Here is a 21911-nt window from a genome sequence, read left to right on the forward strand (position 1 = left end):
CACAATGGTATACCATCATACAATATGTCAATCGTGCTGTTCATTTTTGACCATTCGGGTATGGTCGCGCCTATGGAACAGTCAAAAGTAACGCTCGAAAAAATTGAAAATGCGCCGCAAACCCTTCGGGATATCGTGCAAAACCGCTTAAGAGAGGCCATTCTAAGCGGGCAATTCGCACCAGGGGCACGCTTGGTTGAGCGTCCGCTGTGCGAACAACTGGGGGTGAGCCGCACGGTGGTCCGCGAGACTATTCGCTATCTTGAGGCCGAGGGGCTGGTAGAGATCATCCCGAACCGAGGGCCAGTTGTCGCGACGCTCAGCTGGGACCAGGCCAAGCAGGTTTATGATATCCGGCGCCAACTCGAAGGGGCTGCTGCTGTAGCTTGTGCGCAATCGCACGGGAGCGATTTCGCCCCGAAGCTATCCGCTGCACTGGCCGCGCTTCAAAGTAAAATCCATGATACGGAATGGCGCGATTTTCTGCAGGCGACAACGCATTTCTATGAGTTGATTTTTGCAGAGGCGGGCCACAGCATCGCCTGGGAGATTGTCCAGCGATTGAATGGCCGGATCAGCCGCTTGCGCACGCTCACCCTCACGGACCGCACCCGCGAACGTTCAGGCATGAGCCATATGGTTGCAATCCATGATGCCATTTTGGGCCGTGACCCTCTTGCCGCTCAGCAGGCTGTCGAAGATCACATTGCTGATGCCGCCAAGGTCGCCAGCCGGTTTTTACAGACCTCCGACGCGGAGGTTGACCATGGCTGAAGGGAACGGGACGGCTCCCCCTCCTTTTAGACCTCGCTCTGCATTTTGACCGCACCCTCACCAGAAGGACGCCGCTATGGGCACATTTGACGAAGATCTGTTTCTGAAGGGGCTGGATCAGCGCAAAGCAACGCTGGGCGCTGACTATGTTGAAACAAACCTAGCCGCAGCCGACGATTTCACCAAACCATTTCAGGAAGCGATGACGGCATGGTGTTGGGGATTTGGCTGGGGAGATGACGTTATCGACGCCAAGACCAGATCAATGATGAACCTCTCCATGCTCGGCGCTTTGGGAAAGATGTCAGAGTGGGAATTGCACTGCCGCGGGGCGATCAACAACGGTGTCTCCAAAGAGGAAATTCGCGCCATCATCCATGTCATTGCGATTTACTGCGGCGTCCCGCAGGGGTTGGAGTGTTTCAGGGCAGCCAGAAAGGTCTTTGATGAGGATTGATCACCCCCTGCGGGAGCTGCGGCCCTGCGCCCGGCCCGCCCTGACCGTCAATGAAGGCGATCATCGCTTCAATGGGCGGTCGAGTTCCGCCTGAGCAAAACAGGCTGACGTCTTGGGCAATATCTCATTCGCCTGGCGCAGCACGCGGTCCTCACGTTCGAGAGCTTTTGCCCGATCGCGGTCCCCGGTTGCGAGACCATCGCGCATGGGGTGGGCTCATGTATCCCAGCAACCACGCTGGAGTCACAACGAGATCTACTCGCCACCTCCACTTACAGCATTGAATTGATCAACAAATAATCGGATGTGGGCAAAAAGCCTATGACACCGACGAATGGGCTTTTCCAAAAGAGACCCGGAATTCTCGAAAGAGAGCCGCGGCTCTCCTTTGCCGGAGCGAAAACAGTTCTGCCAGAACACTGGCGCAGTTTTCAAACCGATAGAGGATTATCAAATGTCTGATTACACAGCCGCCGAATTGCAGGAAATGGAAGCAGAATTTTCGGCCATGGATGCCGAATTCGCGGGCCTCGGCCTGGAAGAACTGGACAGCGAATTCGGTGAGGCCTTTGCCGAATTGGACGCTGAACTGGACGCCGCAGGGATCAGCACGCTGGATGTCGAGGCGATGTCCATCGGCGAGATGGCCGAGAATGACTACGATGCTCAGTTCATCGGGCGCTTCCTGCGCAACAAGGCCAAAAAGCTGATCGCCACCGTCGTCCGTCTGGTCAAGCGCTATGGCAAATGCGCCAAATGCGCACCCAAGGTCCTGGCCGCCGTGAAGTACTTCAAGGCGAAGAAATATGCCTCCGCGATCCGCGCCGCCTATGACGCCTATCGCTGCATCCGGGCTTGCACCAAGACGTAACGCCCGCCCGCGAGACCATGCCCTCCCTCATGGTCTCGCGGCCCTCTTCGCCTGGACCCAGAAAACGGCTGGCATGCCCAACAGGAGCTCCCAATGACACGCCCCATCCTCCCAAGCGATCAAGAAGTGATCGATGCGTTTCTCGCCGAACATGAGGCGGCCGAGACCGAACCGCTGACACACGACGCCTCCATCGATCAGTTGATTGCCCAGCTTGAGGCCAGTTTTGCAACCGTCAAACAACTGACCGAACCCGAACCGACCGGTGAAGACCGATTGCGTGACGCGGTGCGCGACCTCGCGACGCGCCTTGAGGAGATCGCCACTGATCTGGCTCAGATCAATCAGCAACTCAACGACTAAAGGATAATGCAATGCACGAGGTCACATCCCGCAAAGATCGCAAACCCACGCGTCAATTCATCATTGGGAAGCCAGCGACCCCGCCCGCCCATTTGCAGGAGGTCGATCTGGAAGCTCTCGGTGAAGAACTCACGCGGCGCCAGGTGCAAATCGCGGCCCAAACCGTTGAGGGCGATGCAACTGCCCCTCTGGCCTTCAAAGCGATGCGCGACCCGGACAGCCATCAAATCCACACCCTCCAGGTCGAGCTGACAGAGGCCCATGCCGATGAACTGCGCGCGCGCCATGGCGAAGCCTTGATCATCGAAGAAGATCACGACCTTGAGATGTTCACCATCAGCCCCGGCGCTGACGCTTTCGAAATGAGCATGGCGCGCCCTCTTGCGGCCCAAAGTGACGAGCTGAAAGTGACGTTGAAAGTGGTGGACGAAAACGATGCCCCGCTATCAAAGGTGCAGGTCGATCTTGCCGGTGATCTGTGGTCGGATCGCCAGTTGACCAGCACTCAGGGCAAGGTCACGCTCAAGCTGTTCGGCGAAACACTCGACAGCCTGACCCAGCTGCGTGTGAAGCCCGCAAATGGGTATTGGAGCCGCGTCATTGAAAGCCCGGCACTCGCAGCGCAAAACAACGTGGTACGGCTCAGCCCGTTGCCGGTCTCGCTTGAGGGACCACAGGCCGATATGTGGGGAAACGAAGCGGTCGGCAATGTCGTGATGCCCGAAGGCAATCGGGTGCGCGTCGCAGTGATCGACAGTGGATTTGCCGATGGGCACCCCGATGTGGTCGCGGCAGGTGGTCGCGGTTTTGCCGAAGGGGGCGATCCGGAAGAGGACTGGAAGACCGATGACAGCGGGCATGGCACCCATGTGGCCGGCACCATCGGCGCGCTGAACAATGCCATCGGCATGCGCGGTGTGGCAGACAAGGTCGATATTTTCGCGCTGCGCGTTTTTCCTGGGGCCAGCATCTCCAAGCTGATGGCCGCAATCGATACAGCCATCGAATTGCAGGTTGATGTTGTCAACATGTCTCTGGGCGGCCCCAACCCCAGCGCGCTTCTGCAACAGCGCATGCAGGCGGCGCGGCAAGCGGGAATTCTTCTGGTGGCGGCTGCAGGCAATAATGCAGGCCCGGTGATGTACCCCGCCGCCTACCCTGAGGTGATGGCCGTGGCGGCGATCGGGAAGCAGGGCACATTCCCCGAAGACAGCTTCCACGCCCGACATATCACCCAACACACCAGTACGGACGGCACCTATTTCGCAGCCGGCTTCACCTGCCGGGGGCCGGAGATAGATGTCTGTGGACCGGGGGTCGCGGTAATTTCAACCGTGCCAGGCGATAGTTATGTGGCAAACGATGGCACATCCATGGCTTCGCCCCATATCGCCGGTCTCGCGGCCGTCCTGCTGGCGCAAAACCCGGACATCCAAACGATGCCGCGCAGTGATGCCCGCTCTCAGGCATTGTTTCAATCGATTTTGAATGCGGCCCGCCCTCTGGGCCTGCCCGCTGAATTTCAGGGACGCGGCCTGCCTGTCTTGACCGGAACCACGCCCCCTGCGCCCCAGCCTGGCGGTGGCGAGACGCCGGCACCTGTGGAGGACACTGGCCTCGATACGGTGGCCGACCTGATCCAAAAGGCGCTGGATGCGGCCAAACTGATCAAGGAACAAGCCTGAGAAATCACCCCAAGGCTGCAAACATTACAGACTCCGCAGGGTGAAACCTTGCGGAGTCTTGAATTTGGGATCGTAGCCTCGTTCAGCTGTGCCGTATCGCCCAGATATAATGTCAGGCATAATGCAACGTGGACTGTTCTGCCTTTCCCAATCCCGCCTGAACCGCCGATACTGCCAGCGCCGTGCGGTTCGCGGCACCTGTCTTTTGCATAATGGATTTCACATCACTCTTCACTGTGGTGAGCGGCACGCTCAGTGCGTGGGCGATCTCTTTGTTGGGCGCTCCGCGCAGCAACTGACCCAGGACTTGGGTTTCGCGTTGCGTCAAACCGGTCTGGATCGCCCGCAAACTGGCCAGCGGCCGGGTGCTTTGCACAAGCCGATGCAGGACATCCGCCGCCCCGTCCGGCAGCACCCGCTGACCTTCGGCAGCCAGCCGGATATACTGTGGGAACGTCGACAGCGGCGCGCAGGACTGAACGCAGCCTGCAGGTCCGCAGGCAAAGATCCGGGCCAACTGCGCCGCGTCAAACCCCGGAACCACCAGCAAGGACCGCAACCGGGGTTTGTCCTGATGCAACTTTGACAACGCGCGAAAAACCACCTCCGACAGCCCCTCGCCCATATCCACCACAAGCACATCTGCCGCGCCCGAGGCGTTGCCCCCGCACCTGCAAAGCGTCAGAAAATCCTCGACTGAGACGGCAAAGCGAATGCCATCCTGCTCCAGCACTGCGCCCAAAGCCGATGTGAAAAACGAATTTCTAGACACCAATAAAACCTTCATGGTGCGGTCCCCCGTTGAAAATGCAAAATTTTAAAACACAGCCATGATGGCGGAGCCGCGTTAGTCCGCCGTAAAGCTTCCTCAGCGTGAGCTTTCGAGGTCGAGCGGGAAAAACAAACTGAAAGCTCAAGCCAGTGCGCGACACAGACGGTCCCGCAACTGCGCCTTTGGCCATCACGTAACGCGGCTGGCCGGGAAACGTTAACGCTTCACTAACGGCAGCCTTGGCAAAGTGATTCCTGCATTTGGACGGGAAGTGGAAAATGCTTTTGAACACAGAACATTTTGAATACGCCTTAGACGCAAGTGGAAAGCCGTCCTTTTCGCAGCCCGATTTTCCATCAACACATGGATCCGGCGCTGCGAGCACGAGGGCGCACGTTAGTCCCTCTTCTCTTCCAAATGCACCAGTTTCTCCACATAATCAGGGCATGACAGCGCCAACACAGACCGTTGCGAGGCTTTTTGTAATCGGACCGCTCAGGCTGACTGACGGGGCCGGAAATTCGGTCACGCCCCGCAGCAAGAAGGCCTGTGCGCTTCTGGCTCTTCTGGCGCTGGCACCCCGTTGCCAACGCACAAGGGTCTGGTTGCGCGACAAACTCTGGAGCGAAAGTTGCGAACGCAAATCCTCCACAAGCCTGCGGCAACTGCTCTTCGAGCTGCGCCGTGATCTTGGCGGGCTGTTCGATGCCATGCTCGAAGTGGATCGGCACGCCATCATGCTGAGGCGCGATGCGGTCTGGATCGACATCCGCAACGTCGAGACAGATCCAAACACGCTGACAGCGCTGAGGATCACGCCGGACACCGACCTGCTCGAAGGGATCGATGTGGCGGACGAAGAATTCGAAGACTGGTTGCTGCTCGAACGTCAGGCCTGGCACAACCGCGCGACGGACCTCTTCGCGCAAATCACGGACCTGTCCACGGCTTCTGCCGCGCGCAGCCTGCCACAGGCGGCACTCTTTGCCGAAACGATCCCGGAGCCCCGGCTGCGTGTGGGGGTGCTGCCGAATATCCAGCAAGGTTGCGATGCCGATACCGCCTTTGTCGCCGACCACCTTGTCGAGGGGATCGTCAAAAACCTCAGAGAGTTGCACCCGCTGGACATCTACGACTTGCGCGATACCAGCGGCCCGTCCGACGGGCTCGTAGGCTCCGGCAACACGGATCATTTGCTCCGGGTTCGGGCGCTGCAGATCCGCCATACCCTGACATTGACCTTCTTCCTCTACTCGGCCAGGAACATGTCTCTGGAGTGGAGCCAATCCATTCAGACAAGCGTCGACGAGGCCCTGAACTTTGACAGCTATGTGCTGGCGGGGTTCATCAACCAGAACGTCGACCGTATCTCGCGCCATTTCGAACAGCGTCAGACAACCGAATTGGCGGAACAGCCCAAGCCAATTGTGGCCGCCATGTCGGCGCTGAACATGATGTTCCGGCTTGACGATCGCGCCCTGGAAAACGCCGAAGCCATGCTTCGCAACCACGCAGATACTGCCTCATCGGGTCTATTCGATGCTATGCGCGCCTATGCGGCCAGTTTTAAAGTGGGGGAAAACCTTGGCAGGCTTCAGTCTGATGACGTGAACGCCACAAGTGATCTGGCCCGTGGCGCTCTGAGCGGTAACCCGTTCAATTCCATCTCGCTTGCCTGCCTGGCGCATGCGATGGGCTATGTGTTCCATGAACATGGGCTGGCCAGTGATCTTCTGGACAAGGCACTGCGGCTCAACCCCAACCAGGCGTTTGTGTGGGATCACTATGCGCTCAACCGCATGTATGTGGGCGATTACGAAGCGGCCCACAAAGCGGCCGAGCGCGCGGTCTATCTGGGCAGTTTCAGCCCGCTCAGCTACAGCTATGACACCACACTAGCGATGACCTCGACGATGCTCGGCCGCAATCAGCTGGCCATCGCATCCAGCCGGAACGCTTTGCGCAAACAACCAAATTTTGCGGCAGCCATGCGATATCTGCTTGTAAACCTCTCAAAAACCGACCGCGAGGAAGAGGCCCGCAGCACCTATGCGGCGTTGTTGAAACGCGATCCCGATTTTGCTGACCCAGAGATCCAGAAAACCCGTTTCCGCCTTGTTCAGAAAGGCACTGAAACCGACCTGATTTCAACAATCAAAAAATTTACATAAAGGGAGACGACATTGGATATTGAAGAGATTTTGACCCAGCACAGGTTCACTGTGACATCCACTGGCCTGCGCCTTGACGGTCAGACCGAAGCGCCGGTTGACAATCCTGACACGGCGGCAGCCGGAGGCGCGGCATTGTCGCTCTTGTCTCTGAACCGCAATCGCAACAGGAACAGAAACCGCAATCGGAACAGAAATCGCAACAGGAACAGAAATCGGAACCGGTCGCTTGACATCGGGACGAGCGCAGCGCCGCAGGAGCCGTGGAAAGAACGCGAACGGTTGCATGATCTACGCTCCGAATGGCAAGATCTGCCTTTGCCGTTGCCGCCGAACGCCGAAGGGCTGCGCAGGCAGGCGCTCGATCTGCTGGTCAAGCAAGCATTGCGTGCGACACCGCAGGAGGCCAGTCGTGAAACAGAAATCTTGCGCGAGGCAGCTATCGAACTCTCCGGCTATCTGCGCCCCTTGGGGGTCGAAGAACTCGGCAGCTACGGCGCCACCGAAACTCTGTTCTATCTTATCCTGGCCCTGACCGACGAAATTGGCCTGCGCTATAAGGATCGCTACAACGTTCTGCGTCCCAACCAGATTGAACCGCGCCTGCGTCCAGTCCTGCCCAATCCGCCGCATCAATCCTATCCGTCGAACCACTCCTTCCAATCGTTTTCGATCGCATTTTTGTTCTCGCGGATCGTGCCGGAACACCCGGCCAGCTCCGAGTTGTTCAACAGTGCGCGGCGGATTGCGGAAAACCGCGAATGGGCCGGATTGCACTACGCTTGCGATACGCAGGCGGGGTATCAACTGGCCCGTATGGTCGCGCCGGTTCTTGAAACAGTCTGCAAAGAGCAAATGCTCGCAGCCCAGGCGGAGTGGCTCTGATGGGAAAATATGAACAGGATATCGTCGCAACCGGACAAGGGAACTATCCGGATTACGACGCGCTGTGGCACTTGCAAACCTTGGGCGTTCTGGACGCTCGGCATGCGCCGCTGGACTGGTCGCCCAGGCCACCCGTGAAGCCCACGCGGGTGGCGGTGATCGATACCTCCGTTGCAGTGGAACACCCCAATCTGAAAAACACGATCAACACAGAGTTGACGATTGATTTCTTCTCAGCGCGCCTGGGGTCCTTTCCATATCGCGGCGCACTCGATGCGCTCGATCTGAATTGGGACACCAATATCGCCGATGGCCTGCCGCATACAGTCCGCATTTTGACAGAGTTCATTGACAGGCTGTCCAGCGGTTCTGCCGCCCGTCACAACAGGGTCCAACCCTGCGTGCGGCCGGATTTCTCCGGTCATGGCACCTGTATTGCCGGTCTTGTGGGCGCCCGCCCCTGCATAACAGAACAGCGCCTGTCGTCCGGCCGGACGGCCTCGCTTGCGCTGCCCTATACCGGTGTCGACCCGACGTGTGAAATCGTCCAGATCTCCACCAATTTTGACCCGGAGCCCGAGGGCATGATTCTCGCCTTCCTCTACGCGGAATTGATTCAGGCCGACGTCGTCCTGTTGCCGCGCACCATCTCGGACCCCAGCCGCATGATCCCTGAACTGGGAGACGTGATGCTGGGCGATCAAAGCGTCAGGGATCTCGTCCGTCAGGTCGCGGCTTCGCCAATTCAGGATGAAATGTGGAGCGAACTGGCCCAGTTGATCGTCAATGTATCCCAAAACCGCCCCGTCGTCTGTGCTGCGGGCAACGCGAATGAAGAAGGCGCGATCTACCCGGCCAATCTTGCCACGGATCACAACGGCATCATTTCGGTCGGCGCGGTCAATGCCAAAGGCTTTCCCAGCAGCTACTCGGGGCGCCAGAACATCACTGTCTTCGCCCCGAGCAACGACGCCGAAGCCTTTGACGCCAGTCAGGTGCGGCTTGATGAACAGAATTCCGAATACGACCCCATCGGCGTGCCGGTCAGCAACGACAATGACAAGTTCTCTAGTTTTGATGTAATCAGTACCGATGTCCCTGGTCCTGCCGGCTACTCGGGCAGCACTTTTGTCGGTATGCCGCAAACTGGCGAGATGCGGGAATATGGCTCCTATTTCAGCCGGTTCGGGGGGACGTCCGCCGCGTCCGCACTGGTGGCAGGCTTCATGTCACTGGGGCGCTCCATGGGTGAGTACCCGACCAATTCGGGGAATGCAGCCAAATCCTGGCTCCTGTCGAAGAGCCATGAACAACAAGGGTGTGATATGCCCTTTGGCGTGCCTTGCTGGTCTGGCGCCCCCAGCTTTCCCGACACTTAAATCGAAGGCGCGTGAGGTTATCAAACCGCACGCGCCGCGCCATTTTCGCTCCTCCCGCAAGCGTGTGACTTGGTATTCCTGCATTTGAAGGCAGCGCTTTGCGCGAGTGCTCTGCCTCCTGAAAACGTTCTCGTCTTTGGATAGAACTTTCCGCCAAATTTCCCTTGGCGGGGAGGTCTGAAGTGCTGAATCCCAAGATCCGCCCGCCTCTGATCGGCGGCCGCGCGAAGGGGCCCGGGGGGCACGTGCTGACTGGGCTGCGAATCTCGTAGCTGAGAATTGGGGCACACAGTATATTTGCTGACCATCGTTTATTTAATTCACCCCCTTCCCGAAGGATTTTTGGGGTGCCCGGCTTTGATGATGTATCCGCCCCCCGACCTAAAAAAATTGTAATTTCGCAATGCGTGTGTGACCTTTTGAAAGGTTGGTCGGGCCATTGGGAGGAAAAGGCGTGAAACATGAGGTTTATGGTTGCTCTTGCTGCAGCGGGGCATTCGGCAATCTGTTCAAGAACAATCGCACAGTCCGAAAAATTGCCGCATCCGATCCTGCCAGGGGGCTTCCGATGATCGCGGGCATTGCCAACAGACGCGACGTGCTCAAGGGGGCAGCGGCGGTTATCGGCGCGGCCAGCCTCATGTCGCGCGGCGCTGTCGCCCAGACTACAGGACAGACTACAGGACCGACGGTGTTTACGGGCGGTACGATTCTGACGGTCGACGAGGATTTCTCGGAGGCTGAAGCCATAGCCATCACCGGCAACACGATCGTCGCCGTGGGGACCGAGGCCGATGTGCGCGCCGCCGCCGGACAGGGCGCTGCGGTGGTCGATCTTGGCGGCCGGACGATGCTGCCAGGCTTTTGCGAGGCGCATACGCATCCGATCTCGGGCGCCATCGTCGATGCGACGATGGAATACATCGGGATGGCGCGTTTCCGGACCACTGACGAAGTGCTCGCCCGGATTGCCGAACGTGCCGCGGAAACGCCGGCGGGGGAGTGGATGGTCTTCCGGAATTTCGACCCGGCGGTGCAGGAGGGCGTTGACGAACTGACCTTTGCCGATTTCGACGCGATCACGACCGAACATCCGATCTTTGTTCTCAACGCGTCCGGGCACCTGGGCTATGCCAACAGGATGGCCATGAACGCCGCTGGCATCGGCGAAGACGCCGAGGATCCGGAGGGGGCCGAATACGTGCGTGACGCCGATGGCAAATTGACCGGCGTCATCAAGAACCAGGTGGCTTTTGTCCCGGTTGTCATGGCCTATCCCGCGTTCTCGGAGGCCGACCCGATCGATGCCTTCATCGGCCTGCTCGACAAGTGGAGCGAACAGGGCGTGACGACCTGCAGTGACCTTGGCCATGGTGCATTGACCCAGTCACCCGCCGATTTTCAAATCATGATGGCGGCGGCCTCGACCGGGCGCTTGAAGTCACGCATCCGGGCCTATCCCTTTTACAGCATGGGCGCAGAGACCTGGGATGCCGCCGGGATTTCCATGGGCGATGGCAATCCGATCGCGCGCATCGCGGGCTACAAGCTGGTCGCTGATGGGTCGAACCAGGGGTTCACCGGTCTGCAGCGAGAGCCCTATGTCGGAACCGACAGCCGGGGCCTTGCCTATATGGACCTGGATTGGCTGACGGGAGAGGTCATCGACCGCGCAAGCAAGGGGTGGCACATTGCGATCCACGGCAATGGGGACGCCGGTATCGACAATATTCTCGACGCGTTCGAGGCCGCCCGTGACGCCGGTATCGACCTGTCGGACGCGCGTCCCCGGATCGAGCACTGCTCCATCCTGCATGACGATCAAATCCAAAGGATGCGTGACCTCGGCGTTGGGGCCAGTTTCCTGATCGGCCACGTCTACTATTGGGGCCAGTTCATGCGCGATGAGGTCTTTGGCGAGGACAAGGCGCAACTGCTTGACCGTGCCAAAAGCGCGGAGGATGCCGGCATAGGCTTCACGCTTCATTCGGATTTCATGGTGACCGATCCGGTGCCGCTTCACATGATCGAGATGGCCGTCACCCGGCGTCTGTGGAAAGAGCCGGACTATGTGCTTGCCCCGCAGGAGCGGATTTCGGTCGAAACCGCCATCCGGGCCATGACCATCAATGCGGCCTATCAGATGAACTCTGAAACCGAGGTCGGCAGCCTGGAAGTCGGAAAACTGGCCGATTTTGTCATCCTCGACACAGACCCGCGCAGCGTTGATCCGGACAGGATCAAGGACATCAGGGTGCTTGAGACCTGGATGGACGGACAGCAGGTGTATTCCGCCTGATCAGTAATCCCAACCAATGTGCGCTGAGGCTTCTTTCTTAACGCCATAAACATGACGGACAAAAAAGAAGGGTAGTGGCCACAGTTGCTTACACTGACTTTCCCCGCGATTAGGGCCGGGTTGATCTGGAATTCTCCGGTTGGGTTTGAGTGTTGAGCGGCAGCGTGGAGACCGCAAGAGTCTCAAGCGCTGGCGCGGTGGTTCTCGTCAGAAACTCCGTAGGTGACAGATATCCAAGCGCCGAATGAGGGCGCTTGGTGTTGTAGTGGTTTCGCCATTGACCGATTTCCTCGCGCGCATGGCGCAGGGATCGGAACCAATGCTGCTTCAGGCACTCGTCGCGGAATTTGCCGTTGAAACTCTACACAAAGGCGTTCTGCACCGGCCTGCCTGGCTCGATAAACCGCAGGCGCACGCCGATCCGCTTGGATCAATCGAACAGCGCTGTGCTGGTGCCTTCGGGTCCGTTGTCGAGGATGATCTCCGCCGGAAGGCCAACGCGCAGCGCCAAGTCATCAAGGAACCGTGCCACGCGTGCACCGGGGATCGACACATCAACAATCTGGCCCGGGCAGTACCGACCGCGCAAGCCCCACGATCCGGCAGGCGCGCCGCTCGCTGAACCCACGCTCGGCCATCAGAAAGCCCACAGCTCGTCGCTTCAGCTTGGCGTTCTCCACTTCCAAGGCCCTCAGACGCCTGACGTCGCCAGCCTCAAAGCCACCGTACTTTTTGCGCCAACTGTAGAAGGTCGCTGAGCTGATGCCGTGGCGCCGGCAGATGTCATCCGTCTTCGCGCCTGCCTCGCTCTCCTTCGCCACACTGATGATCTCGTTTACATGGGCTTACGCGGCCTCGCTGGGGCCACGGTCCCATTCCAACTCTGTGAAACGCTTCCGCGTCATGAGTCTTCCTCCTTCGTGCATTCAAAGGTGGAAAATGCCAGTTCGCAATGGCCCGGATACCGGGTGGGAAGGTCAGCACCACGAAACCCTTTCTGCTTTTCAGCGGGGAAAGCGCTGCTTCAGTGATTTGCGACCAAAAGCAATTGCAATGCTGCAGATTGTTTGTTGATCAATGCGATGTCTCCCTTGCGTTGACGAACACGGCTGCTCCCTGCATCATCATGGATTGCCTTTTCTTCGCCGGTGGGTCTTTTCTGCTGCGCTCGCAAAGCGCGCACGCATGGCATTCCAAGGAGCAGGTAGAGCGGGAAAGAAACTGGCGCTGTGGGATTGAGAAATGGGCAAGGCCTGCTGGTCACATGGCGGCAATTTTGCATTTGAACTTGGTAGACATCCATCAAGCACGGCGACTTCGGTGATTGCTGCACGGCTAGGCGCCTGCGGTACCGGGCGCTCATTCCGAGCAGCCGTTCTGAAATCCGTTGTCGCAATGTGCCTTCAGCAGATCAGAGGCGTCGCTCGTCCAACCCAGGGGGTCGGTGACCTGCGCCCATGGGACGATGTAACTCTGTGCGTAGTAGGCATGCCCGTAGCCGGGCGGCGATCCAAAGGACAACGCCAGGTCCAAAGCCAGTTGGAACTGCGTCACGATGGGCATGAAGAACAAATGCTCCGACATGTCATCGGCGGCCGGGTCGCGCATCCATTCGGGCGGGCGCCAAAGTGACCTGGGGTCGTAGAATACGATCGGATCGCTGGAATACTGCAAGATGACGATGCGCATGGGACCCCAGTCGGCAGGCGCCGCAGAAGCATCGCTGGTGCGCGAGGCATAGCGCACCAGCGAGCCGTCTCCGATCTGCGGCAGAACCCAGGGGCTGCCGGGATTGCGCTGGTTCTGGACGTAATTCCAGAAACTCGACGGAAACGGCGGACCAACCCAGAAGGCGCCATCGATCGGATCGTCCAGCAGGCGAAAGATATTGGTCGCGTACATCGACGACCAGGCCCCGAGGCTGAGCCCGTGCACGTAAAGGCGCGGCCGCGCGTCCTCTGGCAGCGTTTTCCAGTATCCGTGCACGACGTCCTGAAGTGCGATGGCCTGCTCGAGGCCGGTATTGGTTTCGAGAAGCAGCGCCAGCGGCGACTGCAGATAGGAATACTGCACGGCGACGGTCGCGATGTCGCCGTTGTGCATGTACTCGACCGGATCATGCGATCCCGGGTCCATCCAGCCCGTTCCGGTTGGACTTGCAATGATCAGCACCGCGCGGTCGAAGGCGCCGAGGCGGCGAAGCTCGGCCAGCGCCAGTTCTGCACGGTCCCGGGGCGATTCTGCGTTGGCCCGGCCGACATACACGCGAATCGGGTCCAGCGCGGGCCGTCCCGAGAAGGCCGCGATGTCTTTGGCATCAGGTCCCGAGGTGATGAACTCCCGGCCCGGCTTTCCGATTGCCGTCCAGTCGACAAGAGACGCCGCGCTTCCGGTCATGCGCGGCTCTGTCGGCGGTGGCGGGGCGTCGTCGAACAGCGCCTGCGCGGCCTCGTAGCTTTCGTCCAGGGCGGTGACGACCCGGTCGAGAATGCCGTCGCGGGTGACCAGAAAGAGGATCAGCACCACCGCGATCACGCCCAGGACATTGGCCCTCCGAGGCGGCATCACCCGATAGAACTGGCCCCGGATCAGCCGGAACAGCGAGGCGACAAGCCGCCCAAGGCCAAAGGCCACCGCGAATGTCGCAATCGCAATGGTCACGATACGGACGATTTGCAAAGCGTCAGCCGGCGCCATCTGCATCTTCAGGCGAAGATCGTTCTGCCAGGTCAGACTGTAGGCCAGCACCCAGAGGAAAAGCGCGATGATCACAGCCGAGAAGACCCAGGTCAGTATCCGCGCCAGCGCGCGCGGCAAACGCGGCAGGTCGGCGGCGCGCGCGACGAGGCCGACGATTTTTCCCGACAGATACCCAAGAGCCGTGACCAGCCCGCCGAGCACACCCTGCACTTCGGGCCCGCGCGGAATGAGCGAGGGCGTCAAGGAAGCCGCGAAAAAGACAAGACCGAGCAGAAGACACGGCACGGAGATTGGCCCGAGGAGTCGCGAAAAGAAACGTTTTGTCATCCGGAGGTTGCCCTTGTGGCCGACACGCAGCGGTACGATCGGTCCGGGCGACAAGCCCGGAGCGCGTTCGGTTCAATCGAAGTCCTCCAGCGGGCTGAACGCGCTGTTCCGCGCAAACATCGCTCCGGCCCGCCGAAGGAATACATGACTGTTATCAAGCCAGAGACGCCCTAGCCAGTCCTGGCTGCTTGCGACACACGGGACCTGTCCAGCCCGTCTGTCCCTACAGCGGCAAATCGCGGTTTCCCCCGAGCGTTGCCAACACGCGTTCCAGTGCTGGCGATTGTCGCAGTGCCACCTGGCCTGCCGTTGGCAACGCGATCCGACATGGTTCAGACCGGTATGTATGTGCAGGAATAGGGTGCCCAGCGGTGCTTCCGTGGGCGTGCCTGCTGCAGTTCGAAGGCCAACTCGTAGAGCATCCTGTCGTTGCCCGTCGCAGCCTGGAACATCGAACCGACGGGCAGCCCGCTCTCAGGATCCCAGTTCAGCGGCACCGACATGGCCGCGTGGCCGGAGACGTTGACAGATGCGGTGAAGGAAAGACCCTCGTGAAGAAAGTCGATCACGGAGTCGTTGACGATCGTTTCCGCTGACCCAGGGCAGCGATCGCGTGACATTCGATCTGGGCACCGATGCCGCGTCACGACCGTGTTCTTCAACCTCACCAGGCGCTACGATTTCGGAAAATTGCCCCCCTATGCCGGTGCCGGTATCGGACTTGGCTTTGCACGGCTGACACCCAGATCCCCCCTCCTCGACGGCGAGATCGACACGTTGCACGCAGGCACCCAGGCCCTGATCGGAATCGACTACGACTTGAAGGACAACACCGATTTGGGAGCATTGCTGCGGGTCAAATACGTTGACAGGCGCCCGCTCGACGTCGGCTTGCGGTATTCGGACAGGGGGGCCACGCTCTAGCTTGGAAACAGGATCTAATCTCAGGGCACGGGAATCTCGACCTTCCTGAACTGGACGCGCCAAACCCCGAATGTAGACTTTCCTTGCCGGATCCAACCGTCTAACAGGTTCGAATGACGGACCCACAAATCATACCGATTTCCGCGTTCACGGCGCTGACGCTTGGGATCGTGACCTATTTCGTCGGCGCAAAGCTCACGCGCAAGATCCCGCTGCTGGCGACATACAGCATTCCTGAATCCGTGAGCGGCGGCTTATTTGCCGCCATCGGGGCGCTTGGGATCTACCTGATCACGGGCCGGGAGATCGCCTATGACCTGGCGGGCCGTGATGCGCTCCTGGTCTATTTCTTCACGGCGGTAGGATTGAACGCGCGCATCGGCGACCTGCTTCGCGGGGGGCGTCCGCTGGCAATCCTGCTTGCCCTGACGGTTCTGTTCATGGTCTGCCAATCCGCTGTCGGCGTCATCGGTGCCACCCTGTTTGACTACCCGCCCCCCGCTGGCATCATGCTTGGCACCGCCTCGCTTGTCGGCGGTCACGGAACGGCAATCGCATGGGGGCCATCGATCCTCACGCAGTTCAACGTCCCCGGCGCGGCGGAAATTGGCGTTGCCACCGCCACCTTGGGTCTGGTTCTGGCAAGCCTCATCGGCGGGCCCATCGCCAAGACGCTGATCGAGCGCAACGCGCTCAGATCCCCGCCGGAATTGCCGATCGACACCGCAGCCGAGCCCGACGCCTCGGAGCCTGACCGCGTGACGCATGTGTCCCTGATGCATGTGATCCTCTGGCTCCACGTTGCGATCTTTTGCGGCCTTGCCGTGTTCGAGGCGCTCGAAACGATGCATGTCAGGGTGCCAGTGTTCCTGCCGTGCCTGCTGTGCGGGATCGCCCTGTCGAACCTCGCACCCCGCATTGTCCGCCGCGCGACGTCGCCCGCTGGATCGACAACGCTGGCCGTCGTCTCAGAGTTCAGCCTCTCCGTCTTTCTGTCCATGTCGCTGATGAGCATGGAGCTCTGGGCGCTCTCCACCAGTTTCGCGCTCCTCTTTGTGACGATTTTCCTGCAACTGGTGCTGGCAGTCGCGTTCACGGTCTTTGTTGTGTTCCGCAGTCTCGGCCGGGACTATTTCGCCGCCGTCCTGTCAGCGGGCTTTGCAGGCTTCGCGCTGGGTGCGACGCCGACGGCCATCGCCAACATGACCGCCGTCACCCAACGATACGGACCGTCGCCGCTTGCCTTCATCGTCCTGCCACTGGTCTCGGCATTCTTTGCCGATATTGCCAATGCGATCATAATACAGTGGACAATCTTCCTCGCCGCTGGCTGACCCCCGGTCGTGCCGCCCGCCCGTGCGCCCGTTTTCAGATCTGCCCGCGTGCCGAAAGCATGATGACAATCGGTCGCGTCGCCGGAAGTTCGGCAAGAACGATCATCAGGCTGACGGTGAAGGGGATTGCCAGAACGGCACCGGCGATATTCCAAAGCGCCCCCCAAAAGGCAAGCGACACCAGAACGACCAGCGGGCTGAGGTTGAAGGCGCGCCCCATGAGGCGCGGTTCAAGGAAATTGCCGATGTAGACTTGAACGGTAATCAAGGACACAAGCGTGATCAGAGCCAGTTCAATGGACGCCGACTGCACCAGGCTCAGCAACACCGGAAACACCACGGCAATCCATGAACCGATATACGGGATGTAGTTCAGAACGCCGATAAGCACCGCCCAAAAAAGAGCGAACTCAATTCCGATCACATACATCACCACGAAAGAGAGCGTGCCGAGGATCAGGTTGATCAATGTCTTGACCAGCAGATACTGGCCTACCCGATCGTTTATCCGGTCGAGCAGGGACATGATCTTGCGGGCCTTTCCCGCATCCCCGATCGCCCGCTCGAGCTTTTCCGAGAAATGGATGCGTTCCGCAAAGACGAAGACCGCGTAAATACTCACCAGAAACAGCGTGACGCCCAGATCCTTGAGCCCGTTGAGAAACGGCATCAGGATCACAAAGACGTCAATCTGCCCGATTGTGGAGTCTCGCACCCGCTCCCAGCTGGGCGTGCCGTCAAATCCGAACGTATGGGCGATCTTGCCGATCAGCACATCGAAGTTTCGTTCATAACCGGGCAGTGCATCGACGACCCGCGCGACGCTGGACCCAATGAAGATGAACAGCACCAGAAAGCCGACTGTGATCGCCAGCAGCACCAGCAGCCGCAAAAGCGTCTTGGGGATGCGGTCCAGAAACGGAATGCGGCACAGGGCGGTGGTGACCCCAAAAATCAGGTACAATGCGATGATCGCGTAAACCAACGGCAACATGATCGTCTGGCCGATCCACAACAGCCAGACAACCATGATACACAGCGCCAGGGCATGCGTCGCCTTTTCAATCCTCATTCCGTGCTCCCTGCGGCTTGGCCATCATCTCGTGCCGCGTGGCAATTGTCGGCGGTTCCCGGACAGTCCATGACCGAGGCGGACGTCAGAGGATGTCATAAACCCACTGGTCCAAAGCCAACAACGTTGCGGCCAGCACGAGAACCACCATCATCACGATATGGCGCCAGCGGTTATCTCGCTTGCCCCTTTCCGTCCTTGCGACAAGCAAAGCCAGATATACCGTTGCCAGCCAGATCACCGCCAGCAGGACGATGGTCATATTGGGAGAAAGCCACATGTTCGTCTCTTGCCTCTGGATATTAGCGCCAACGTTGAAGCGCGCCTGCAAGGAATGGTTTGCGGGAAACTTCCCGATTGCGTCCCCGTCCGCGCGAAAGAGACTGCTCCGTTTGATCACAAGAGCGTTGCTGACCCAAGGGGCTCATCGCGCGGTGAGGTCAAAGGTCGGCCCACGCAGCGGCCTTGAGGACCACCCTGCGTGACAGATTGCCGGTAGACCGACACGCAGAAACAGTCCCGGCAGGGGGCAGGGACACCGAAGGCCCCCGGCATCAGAATGATATACGCAGCCGCATGCCAATTTGCACGTACTCCTTCGCCGTCGGCGTCGCCGGGTCAAGGTAGATCGCGTTGACTCCCACACGCAGGCTGTCGGTGATCTCGGCCTCGTAAAACGCCTCCATTCCGTATTCATCGTCGAGATCCAGGTTATTGGCGTTCAACGCATCGATCAAGGCACGCGACCAATCCGTATAGGACAGTGCGATCCCCCAGCGATCACGCCCCCTGCCCTGGATCGGGGATGTACCGCCAACCCCGAGAACGTAATTGGCATCCAGCAGGTGGGGGTTTCCGTCGCCGATGCCGATCTGTCCGAAGATACCCCAGCCGCCGCCCGGCGTGGTTGGGTCGACGGACAGGTACTGCTGAAATTTCAAGGCGACATAGGTTATCCCGCGCGTGGTGCTCGCGAAATCCGCGGCATCGGGAGGCAGCAGCAGGCTGTCCAGATCGGTGGCTTCCGCGGTGCTGTGCGCGACGTTCAGGGTGTAAAACCCGGGAAGATTGCCGATTGTTGTCTTGTAGGTGGCCGAAGCGTTGTACACGATGCCTTCGGAAAACGGCTTTTTCCAGAAATCGCTGCCCTGCGCGTTGCGCGCGTCGTAGATGAACAGGCTGTAATTCACCGGATCGGTCGTGACCGAAAGCAAAGCGCCAAGCGCGTAGGGCGGAAAAACGAGGCTGGGTGTCGCGGCGATGCCGGTATAGAGGAAACCGCCGAGGTCTCCGCCTCCGGCCAGCGGGGTCCCGCGTGCCATTTCGGTTGCGCTGAACTTGCCGATGCTCAGGCGCGTGGACGGCGAGAGTTCCTGGGTCAAGTTCACCGACAGGGTCGCGTTGGTATCCGCCAACGCGCGTGGCGCGATGGAATAGACGTTCGACGGCCATGCAAGGCCCGATTTCAGCTCGGTGATGTCGTCACCCCCGGCAACCTCAAGCTGTGCGCTGAGCGTCGCGCCCGCCCAGACATTGCTCCAGGTCAGGAACCCATCGAGCCGTCCGCTGAACTGGATGGCGCCGTCGGCATCTCCGGACACCGCGCTGTCCGCGTAAAGCGTCGCGCGGAACCGCAGTTGCACATCGTCCGACTGGGCAAGCGCCGCCGCCGGGGTGACAAGAAGGGTGGCGATCAACCCGCCGATCGATTTTCGCATATTCGAAACCTTTCGTGGTATCGTCAGGTTCGGGCATTCTTCGGACGCTCAACCTGCGTTTGTCGCAACGCGGCACTCGGAAACGATCCGGGTGTCGCGGTCTTGCTCAGGCGACAAAGGTCTGCCGCCCGTCCATCCAGGTTTCCAGCACCTTGATGGTCCTGATCTCGTTCGGGACGACGTCGCGCGGATCCTTGTCGAGGATCACCATGTCGGCATATTTACCGGCCTCCAGGCTGCCGACCTCATGATCCGAGAACAGCTGCCAGGCGGCTTCGGACGTCAAGGCGCGGATCGCCGATTCAACCGGGATCGTTTCCTGCGGCGCAAGCACATAGTCCGGTTCCTTCCAGGTCGTGCGCGTCACGGCCATCTCGATCATGTGCAACGGGTCCGGGTCGATCACCATGAAGTCCGAGTGCAGCGTAAAGCCGACCCCGGCTTCTTCGACGCTGCGGCAGCGGTCAAGAAGCTGGACTTTCTCCTCGCCAAAGACCTCGTCGCGCAGGGCCACGCCCCAGTAGTGGACATGACCGATCAGGAAGCTGGCCGAGACACCCAATTCCTTCATGCGGGCAATCTGGTCATCGTGCAGGATCGAACAATGTTCGATCCGCGCGCGGACCCGGGACATGTCGATGCCTGCGTCGCGCAGGGCCTCGCAGGTGTTCAGGATGTTGTCGATGGCCGCATCGCCATTGCCGTGCAGTGCGAGATGCCAGCCTTTTTCGGCCCGCTCCATCGCCAGTCTGGTCAGTTCATCAGGCTCGAGATAGGCAAGCCCGCGATCCTCGCTGTTCAGGTAGGGGTCGCGCTGAAGCCCGGTGAACCCCTGGTTCGACCCATCGGCGATCAGCTTGTACCCCGCGATGCGCGCCATGGCGTCGCCATCGCCCTGGCTTACGCCGCCGTCATCCCAGTTTTCCGCCCCGATACTGAAAAGCGGATAGGCGCGGATACGCGCCGCCAGGCGGCCGCTTTGCGACGCGGCAGCCAGCACTTCGGCATCGGCGGGCGACTGGGTCAGCGCGCCGAGGCTCAATTCGCTGATCGTGGTCAGGCCGAGCGCGCTCCATTTCTCCAACAGCGCGATCAGCGCCTCCAGCGGCTGGGCTTCAGCCAGCGCGGGGTAGGCCCCGAGAACCCGAAGGTAGGAGATGTTGTTCTTCATCGTGCCGTTCAGAGTGCCATCGGCGTCGCGGACAAATTCGGCCCCCGGCGGATTTTCGATGTCTGCCGGGATGCCTGCGGCCGCGAACGCCGCCGAATTTGCATAGGCCAGGTGACCCGAGGCGTTCAGTACAAAGATCGGATGATCGGTCGAGATCGGGTCAAGGTCTGCGAAGGTCAAGGCATCCAGCCCGTCCTGCACCGCGGGGTCAAAGTTGCGGAACACCAGCCATTCCCCGGCCGGCGTTTCGGCCACGCGCGCGCGGATGTGATCCAGCACCTCGTCCGAGGTCCGGAACCGGATCATGCCGACATAGTCCATGATGGCATCGACAACGCTGCCAGTGACGACATGCGTGTGCGCATCGATGAAGCCCGGCAGCATGGTCTTGCCTTCGAGATCAACAACCCTGGCACCGTCACCCGCGACAGCGCGAACTTCGCCTTCGGTGCCCACGGCCAGAATGCGGTTGCCGCGAATGGCAATCGCGTCCACCTCCGCGAAATCGTCATCCACCGTCAGCACCGTGCCGTTGGTGAAGATCGTGGTGGATTGGTCCTGTGCCCGCGCCGGTTCGGGAAGCATGGCCGCAAGCCCGGCGGTGGCAGCACCACCCTTGAGGAAATCCCGGCGCCCTACGATGCCCCAGTCAATGCCCCAGTTACAGGACCAGCCTCCGCCGCTTTCGGCTTTGGACTTCAGGTCGCGGACCTCTTTGTTTTCCTGAAAAACCCGGTCGAGCAGTCCACTGCAGCAAGGGCAGCCGTAAGTTTCCCTTTTCATCGCAATCCTCCCAGTCACTAGTCCAGTTTCCGAGGCAATAATGAATATGTGCCACAAATGATATTGTAGACGGAATTTTTCCATTCTTACCGCACAATTTGCCCTTCCGGGGAAGTTTTCCAGGTCACATTGGCAAATGGCGGAACCAAAGACGGATTGAGGTGATGTCGATGAATCCGGCTCTGATGATGTAATCGCCCCCTGAGACCTTCCGCAAGGCCCGCGA

At 59.8% G+C, this 21911-nt stretch carries 19 protein-coding genes, 2 pseudogenes and 1 other annotated feature; of the genes and pseudogenes, 11 read left to right on the plus strand and 10 right to left on the minus strand.

Features of this window, described 5'->3' with window-relative positions; all coding sequences use genetic code 11:
* Window positions 1–24: 24 nt before the first annotated feature.
* Together FGE21_RS17250 and FGE21_RS17255 are read left to right on the plus strand one after the other, a co-directional pair.
* Entirely contained in the window at window positions 25–774 is a 750-nt protein-coding gene (locus FGE21_RS17250; protein WP_370285784.1) for a GntR family transcriptional regulator, read from the plus strand.
* A gap of 76 nt (window positions 775–850) precedes the next feature.
* Window positions 851–1231 (plus strand): carboxymuconolactone decarboxylase family protein, encoded by a 381-nt coding sequence (locus tag FGE21_RS17255; RefSeq protein ID WP_139664661.1) that lies wholly within the window; start codon window positions 851–853, stop codon window positions 1229–1231.
* Window positions 1198–1337 (minus strand) — a sequence feature (AL1L pseudoknot). (Overlaps the previous gene by 34 nt.)
* Here FGE21_RS17255 and FGE21_RS17260 read toward each other — a convergent pair.
* Window positions 1278–1414, minus strand: a pseudogene (locus tag FGE21_RS17260) (IS3 family transposase); the annotation flags it as partial. It overlaps the preceding feature by 60 nt.
* A gap of 271 nt (window positions 1415–1685) precedes the next feature.
* Here FGE21_RS17260 and FGE21_RS17265 point away from each other — a divergent pair.
* The 3 genes from FGE21_RS17265 to FGE21_RS17275 all read left to right on the plus strand — a co-directional run bounded on the left by FGE21_RS17265 (window position 1686) and on the right by FGE21_RS17275 (window position 4150).
* Window positions 1686–2102 carry a hypothetical protein gene (locus FGE21_RS17265; protein WP_139664662.1) on the plus strand — a complete coding sequence of 139 codons (417 nt, stop codon included), beginning with the start codon at window positions 1686–1688 and terminating at the stop codon, window positions 2100–2102.
* A gap of 93 nt (window positions 2103–2195) precedes the next feature.
* Window positions 2196–2465 (plus strand): hypothetical protein, encoded by a 270-nt coding sequence (locus FGE21_RS17270; RefSeq protein WP_139664663.1) that lies wholly within the window; start codon window positions 2196–2198, stop codon window positions 2463–2465.
* Window positions 2466–2476: 11 nt separating this feature from the next.
* Window positions 2477–4150 carry a S8 family peptidase gene (locus FGE21_RS17275; protein ID WP_139664664.1) on the plus strand — a complete coding sequence of 558 codons (1674 nt, stop codon included), beginning with the start codon at window positions 2477–2479 and terminating at the stop codon, window positions 4148–4150.
* Window positions 4151–4262: 112 nt separating this feature from the next.
* On the opposite strand, the gene FGE21_RS17280 is transcribed toward FGE21_RS17275, so the two are convergent.
* On the minus strand, window positions 4263–4937 hold the full coding sequence (locus FGE21_RS17280) for a response regulator transcription factor (protein ID WP_139664665.1): 675 nt from the start codon (window positions 4935–4937) through the stop codon (window positions 4263–4265).
* A gap of 431 nt (window positions 4938–5368) precedes the next feature.
* On the opposite strand from FGE21_RS17280, the gene FGE21_RS17285 reads away from it, so the two are divergent.
* The 4 genes from FGE21_RS17285 (at window position 5369) to FGE21_RS17300 (ending at window position 11656) form a co-directional block, all read left to right on the plus strand.
* Window positions 5369–7093, plus strand: coding sequence for a tetratricopeptide repeat protein (locus FGE21_RS17285; RefSeq protein WP_139664666.1), 1725 nt, complete (start codon window positions 5369–5371; stop codon window positions 7091–7093).
* Window positions 7094–7105: 12 nt separating this feature from the next.
* The gene (locus tag FGE21_RS17290) at window positions 7106–7978 is read left to right on the plus strand and encodes a phosphatase PAP2 family protein (RefSeq protein WP_139664667.1); all 873 of its coding nucleotides are present in this window, start codon (window positions 7106–7108) and stop codon (window positions 7976–7978) included.
* A complete protein-coding gene (locus FGE21_RS17295; RefSeq protein ID WP_139664668.1) occupies window positions 7978–9357 on the plus strand; it encodes a S8/S53 family peptidase in 1380 nt (459 codons plus the stop codon). The genes FGE21_RS17290 and FGE21_RS17295 overlap by 1 nt, the downstream gene beginning before the upstream one ends.
* A 568-nt stretch (window positions 9358–9925) precedes the next feature.
* Window positions 9926–11656 (plus strand): amidohydrolase, encoded by a 1731-nt coding sequence (locus FGE21_RS17300; RefSeq protein WP_255731638.1) that lies wholly within the window; start codon window positions 9926–9928, stop codon window positions 11654–11656.
* A 109-nt stretch (window positions 11657–11765) separates the two neighbouring features.
* Here the strand turns inward: FGE21_RS17300 and FGE21_RS17305 are convergent.
* The 4 genes and pseudogenes from FGE21_RS17305 to FGE21_RS17320 form a co-directional block, all read right to left on the minus strand.
* A pseudogene (locus FGE21_RS17305) lies at window positions 11766–12486 on the minus strand (integrase core domain-containing protein).
* Between the two features lie 194 nt (window positions 12487–12680).
* Entirely contained in the window at window positions 12681–12962 is a 282-nt protein-coding gene (locus tag FGE21_RS17310; protein ID WP_139664670.1) for a hypothetical protein, read from the minus strand.
* Between the two features lie 53 nt (window positions 12963–13015).
* Entirely contained in the window at window positions 13016–14683 is a 1668-nt protein-coding gene (locus FGE21_RS17315; protein ID WP_139664671.1) for an alpha/beta-hydrolase family protein, read from the minus strand.
* A 332-nt stretch (window positions 14684–15015) separates the two neighbouring features.
* Window positions 15016–15303, minus strand: a complete 288-nt coding sequence (locus FGE21_RS17320) for an amidase family protein (protein ID WP_139664672.1) — start codon at window positions 15301–15303, stop codon at window positions 15016–15018.
* Between the two features lie 31 nt (window positions 15304–15334).
* Between FGE21_RS17320 and FGE21_RS17325 the strand changes: the two genes are divergently transcribed.
* Together FGE21_RS17325 and gltS are read left to right on the plus strand one after the other, a co-directional pair.
* Window positions 15335–15607 carry a hypothetical protein gene (locus tag FGE21_RS17325; protein ID WP_139664673.1) on the plus strand — a complete coding sequence of 91 codons (273 nt, stop codon included), beginning with the start codon at window positions 15335–15337 and terminating at the stop codon, window positions 15605–15607.
* 113 nt (window positions 15608–15720) lie between these two features.
* Window positions 15721–16941 carry a sodium/glutamate symporter gene (gene gltS, locus FGE21_RS17330; protein ID WP_139664674.1) on the plus strand — a complete coding sequence of 407 codons (1221 nt, stop codon included), beginning with the start codon at window positions 15721–15723 and terminating at the stop codon, window positions 16939–16941.
* Between the two features lie 34 nt (window positions 16942–16975).
* Here the strand turns inward: gltS and FGE21_RS17335 are convergent, their stop codons facing one another.
* From FGE21_RS17335 to FGE21_RS17350, 4 genes are all read right to left on the minus strand, one after another.
* Complete coding sequence (locus FGE21_RS17335; RefSeq protein WP_139664675.1) at window positions 16976–18013, minus strand: AI-2E family transporter; 1038 nt, start codon at window positions 18011–18013, stop codon at window positions 16976–16978.
* Between the two features lie 85 nt (window positions 18014–18098).
* Entirely contained in the window at window positions 18099–18293 is a 195-nt protein-coding gene (locus FGE21_RS17340) for a hypothetical protein (RefSeq protein WP_139664676.1), read from the minus strand.
* Window positions 18294–18567: 274 nt separating this feature from the next.
* Window positions 18568–19731, minus strand: a complete 1164-nt coding sequence (locus FGE21_RS17345; protein WP_139664677.1) for a carbohydrate porin — start codon at window positions 19729–19731, stop codon at window positions 18568–18570.
* 106 nt (window positions 19732–19837) lie between these two features.
* Complete coding sequence (locus tag FGE21_RS17350; protein ID WP_139664678.1) at window positions 19838–21685, minus strand: amidohydrolase; 1848 nt, start codon at window positions 21683–21685, stop codon at window positions 19838–19840.
* Window positions 21686–21911: the final 226 nt, after the last annotated feature.

It is taken from the genome of Phaeobacter sp. B1627 (assembly GCF_006265095.1).
Taxonomy (GTDB): domain Bacteria; phylum Pseudomonadota; class Alphaproteobacteria; order Rhodobacterales; family Rhodobacteraceae; genus Epibacterium.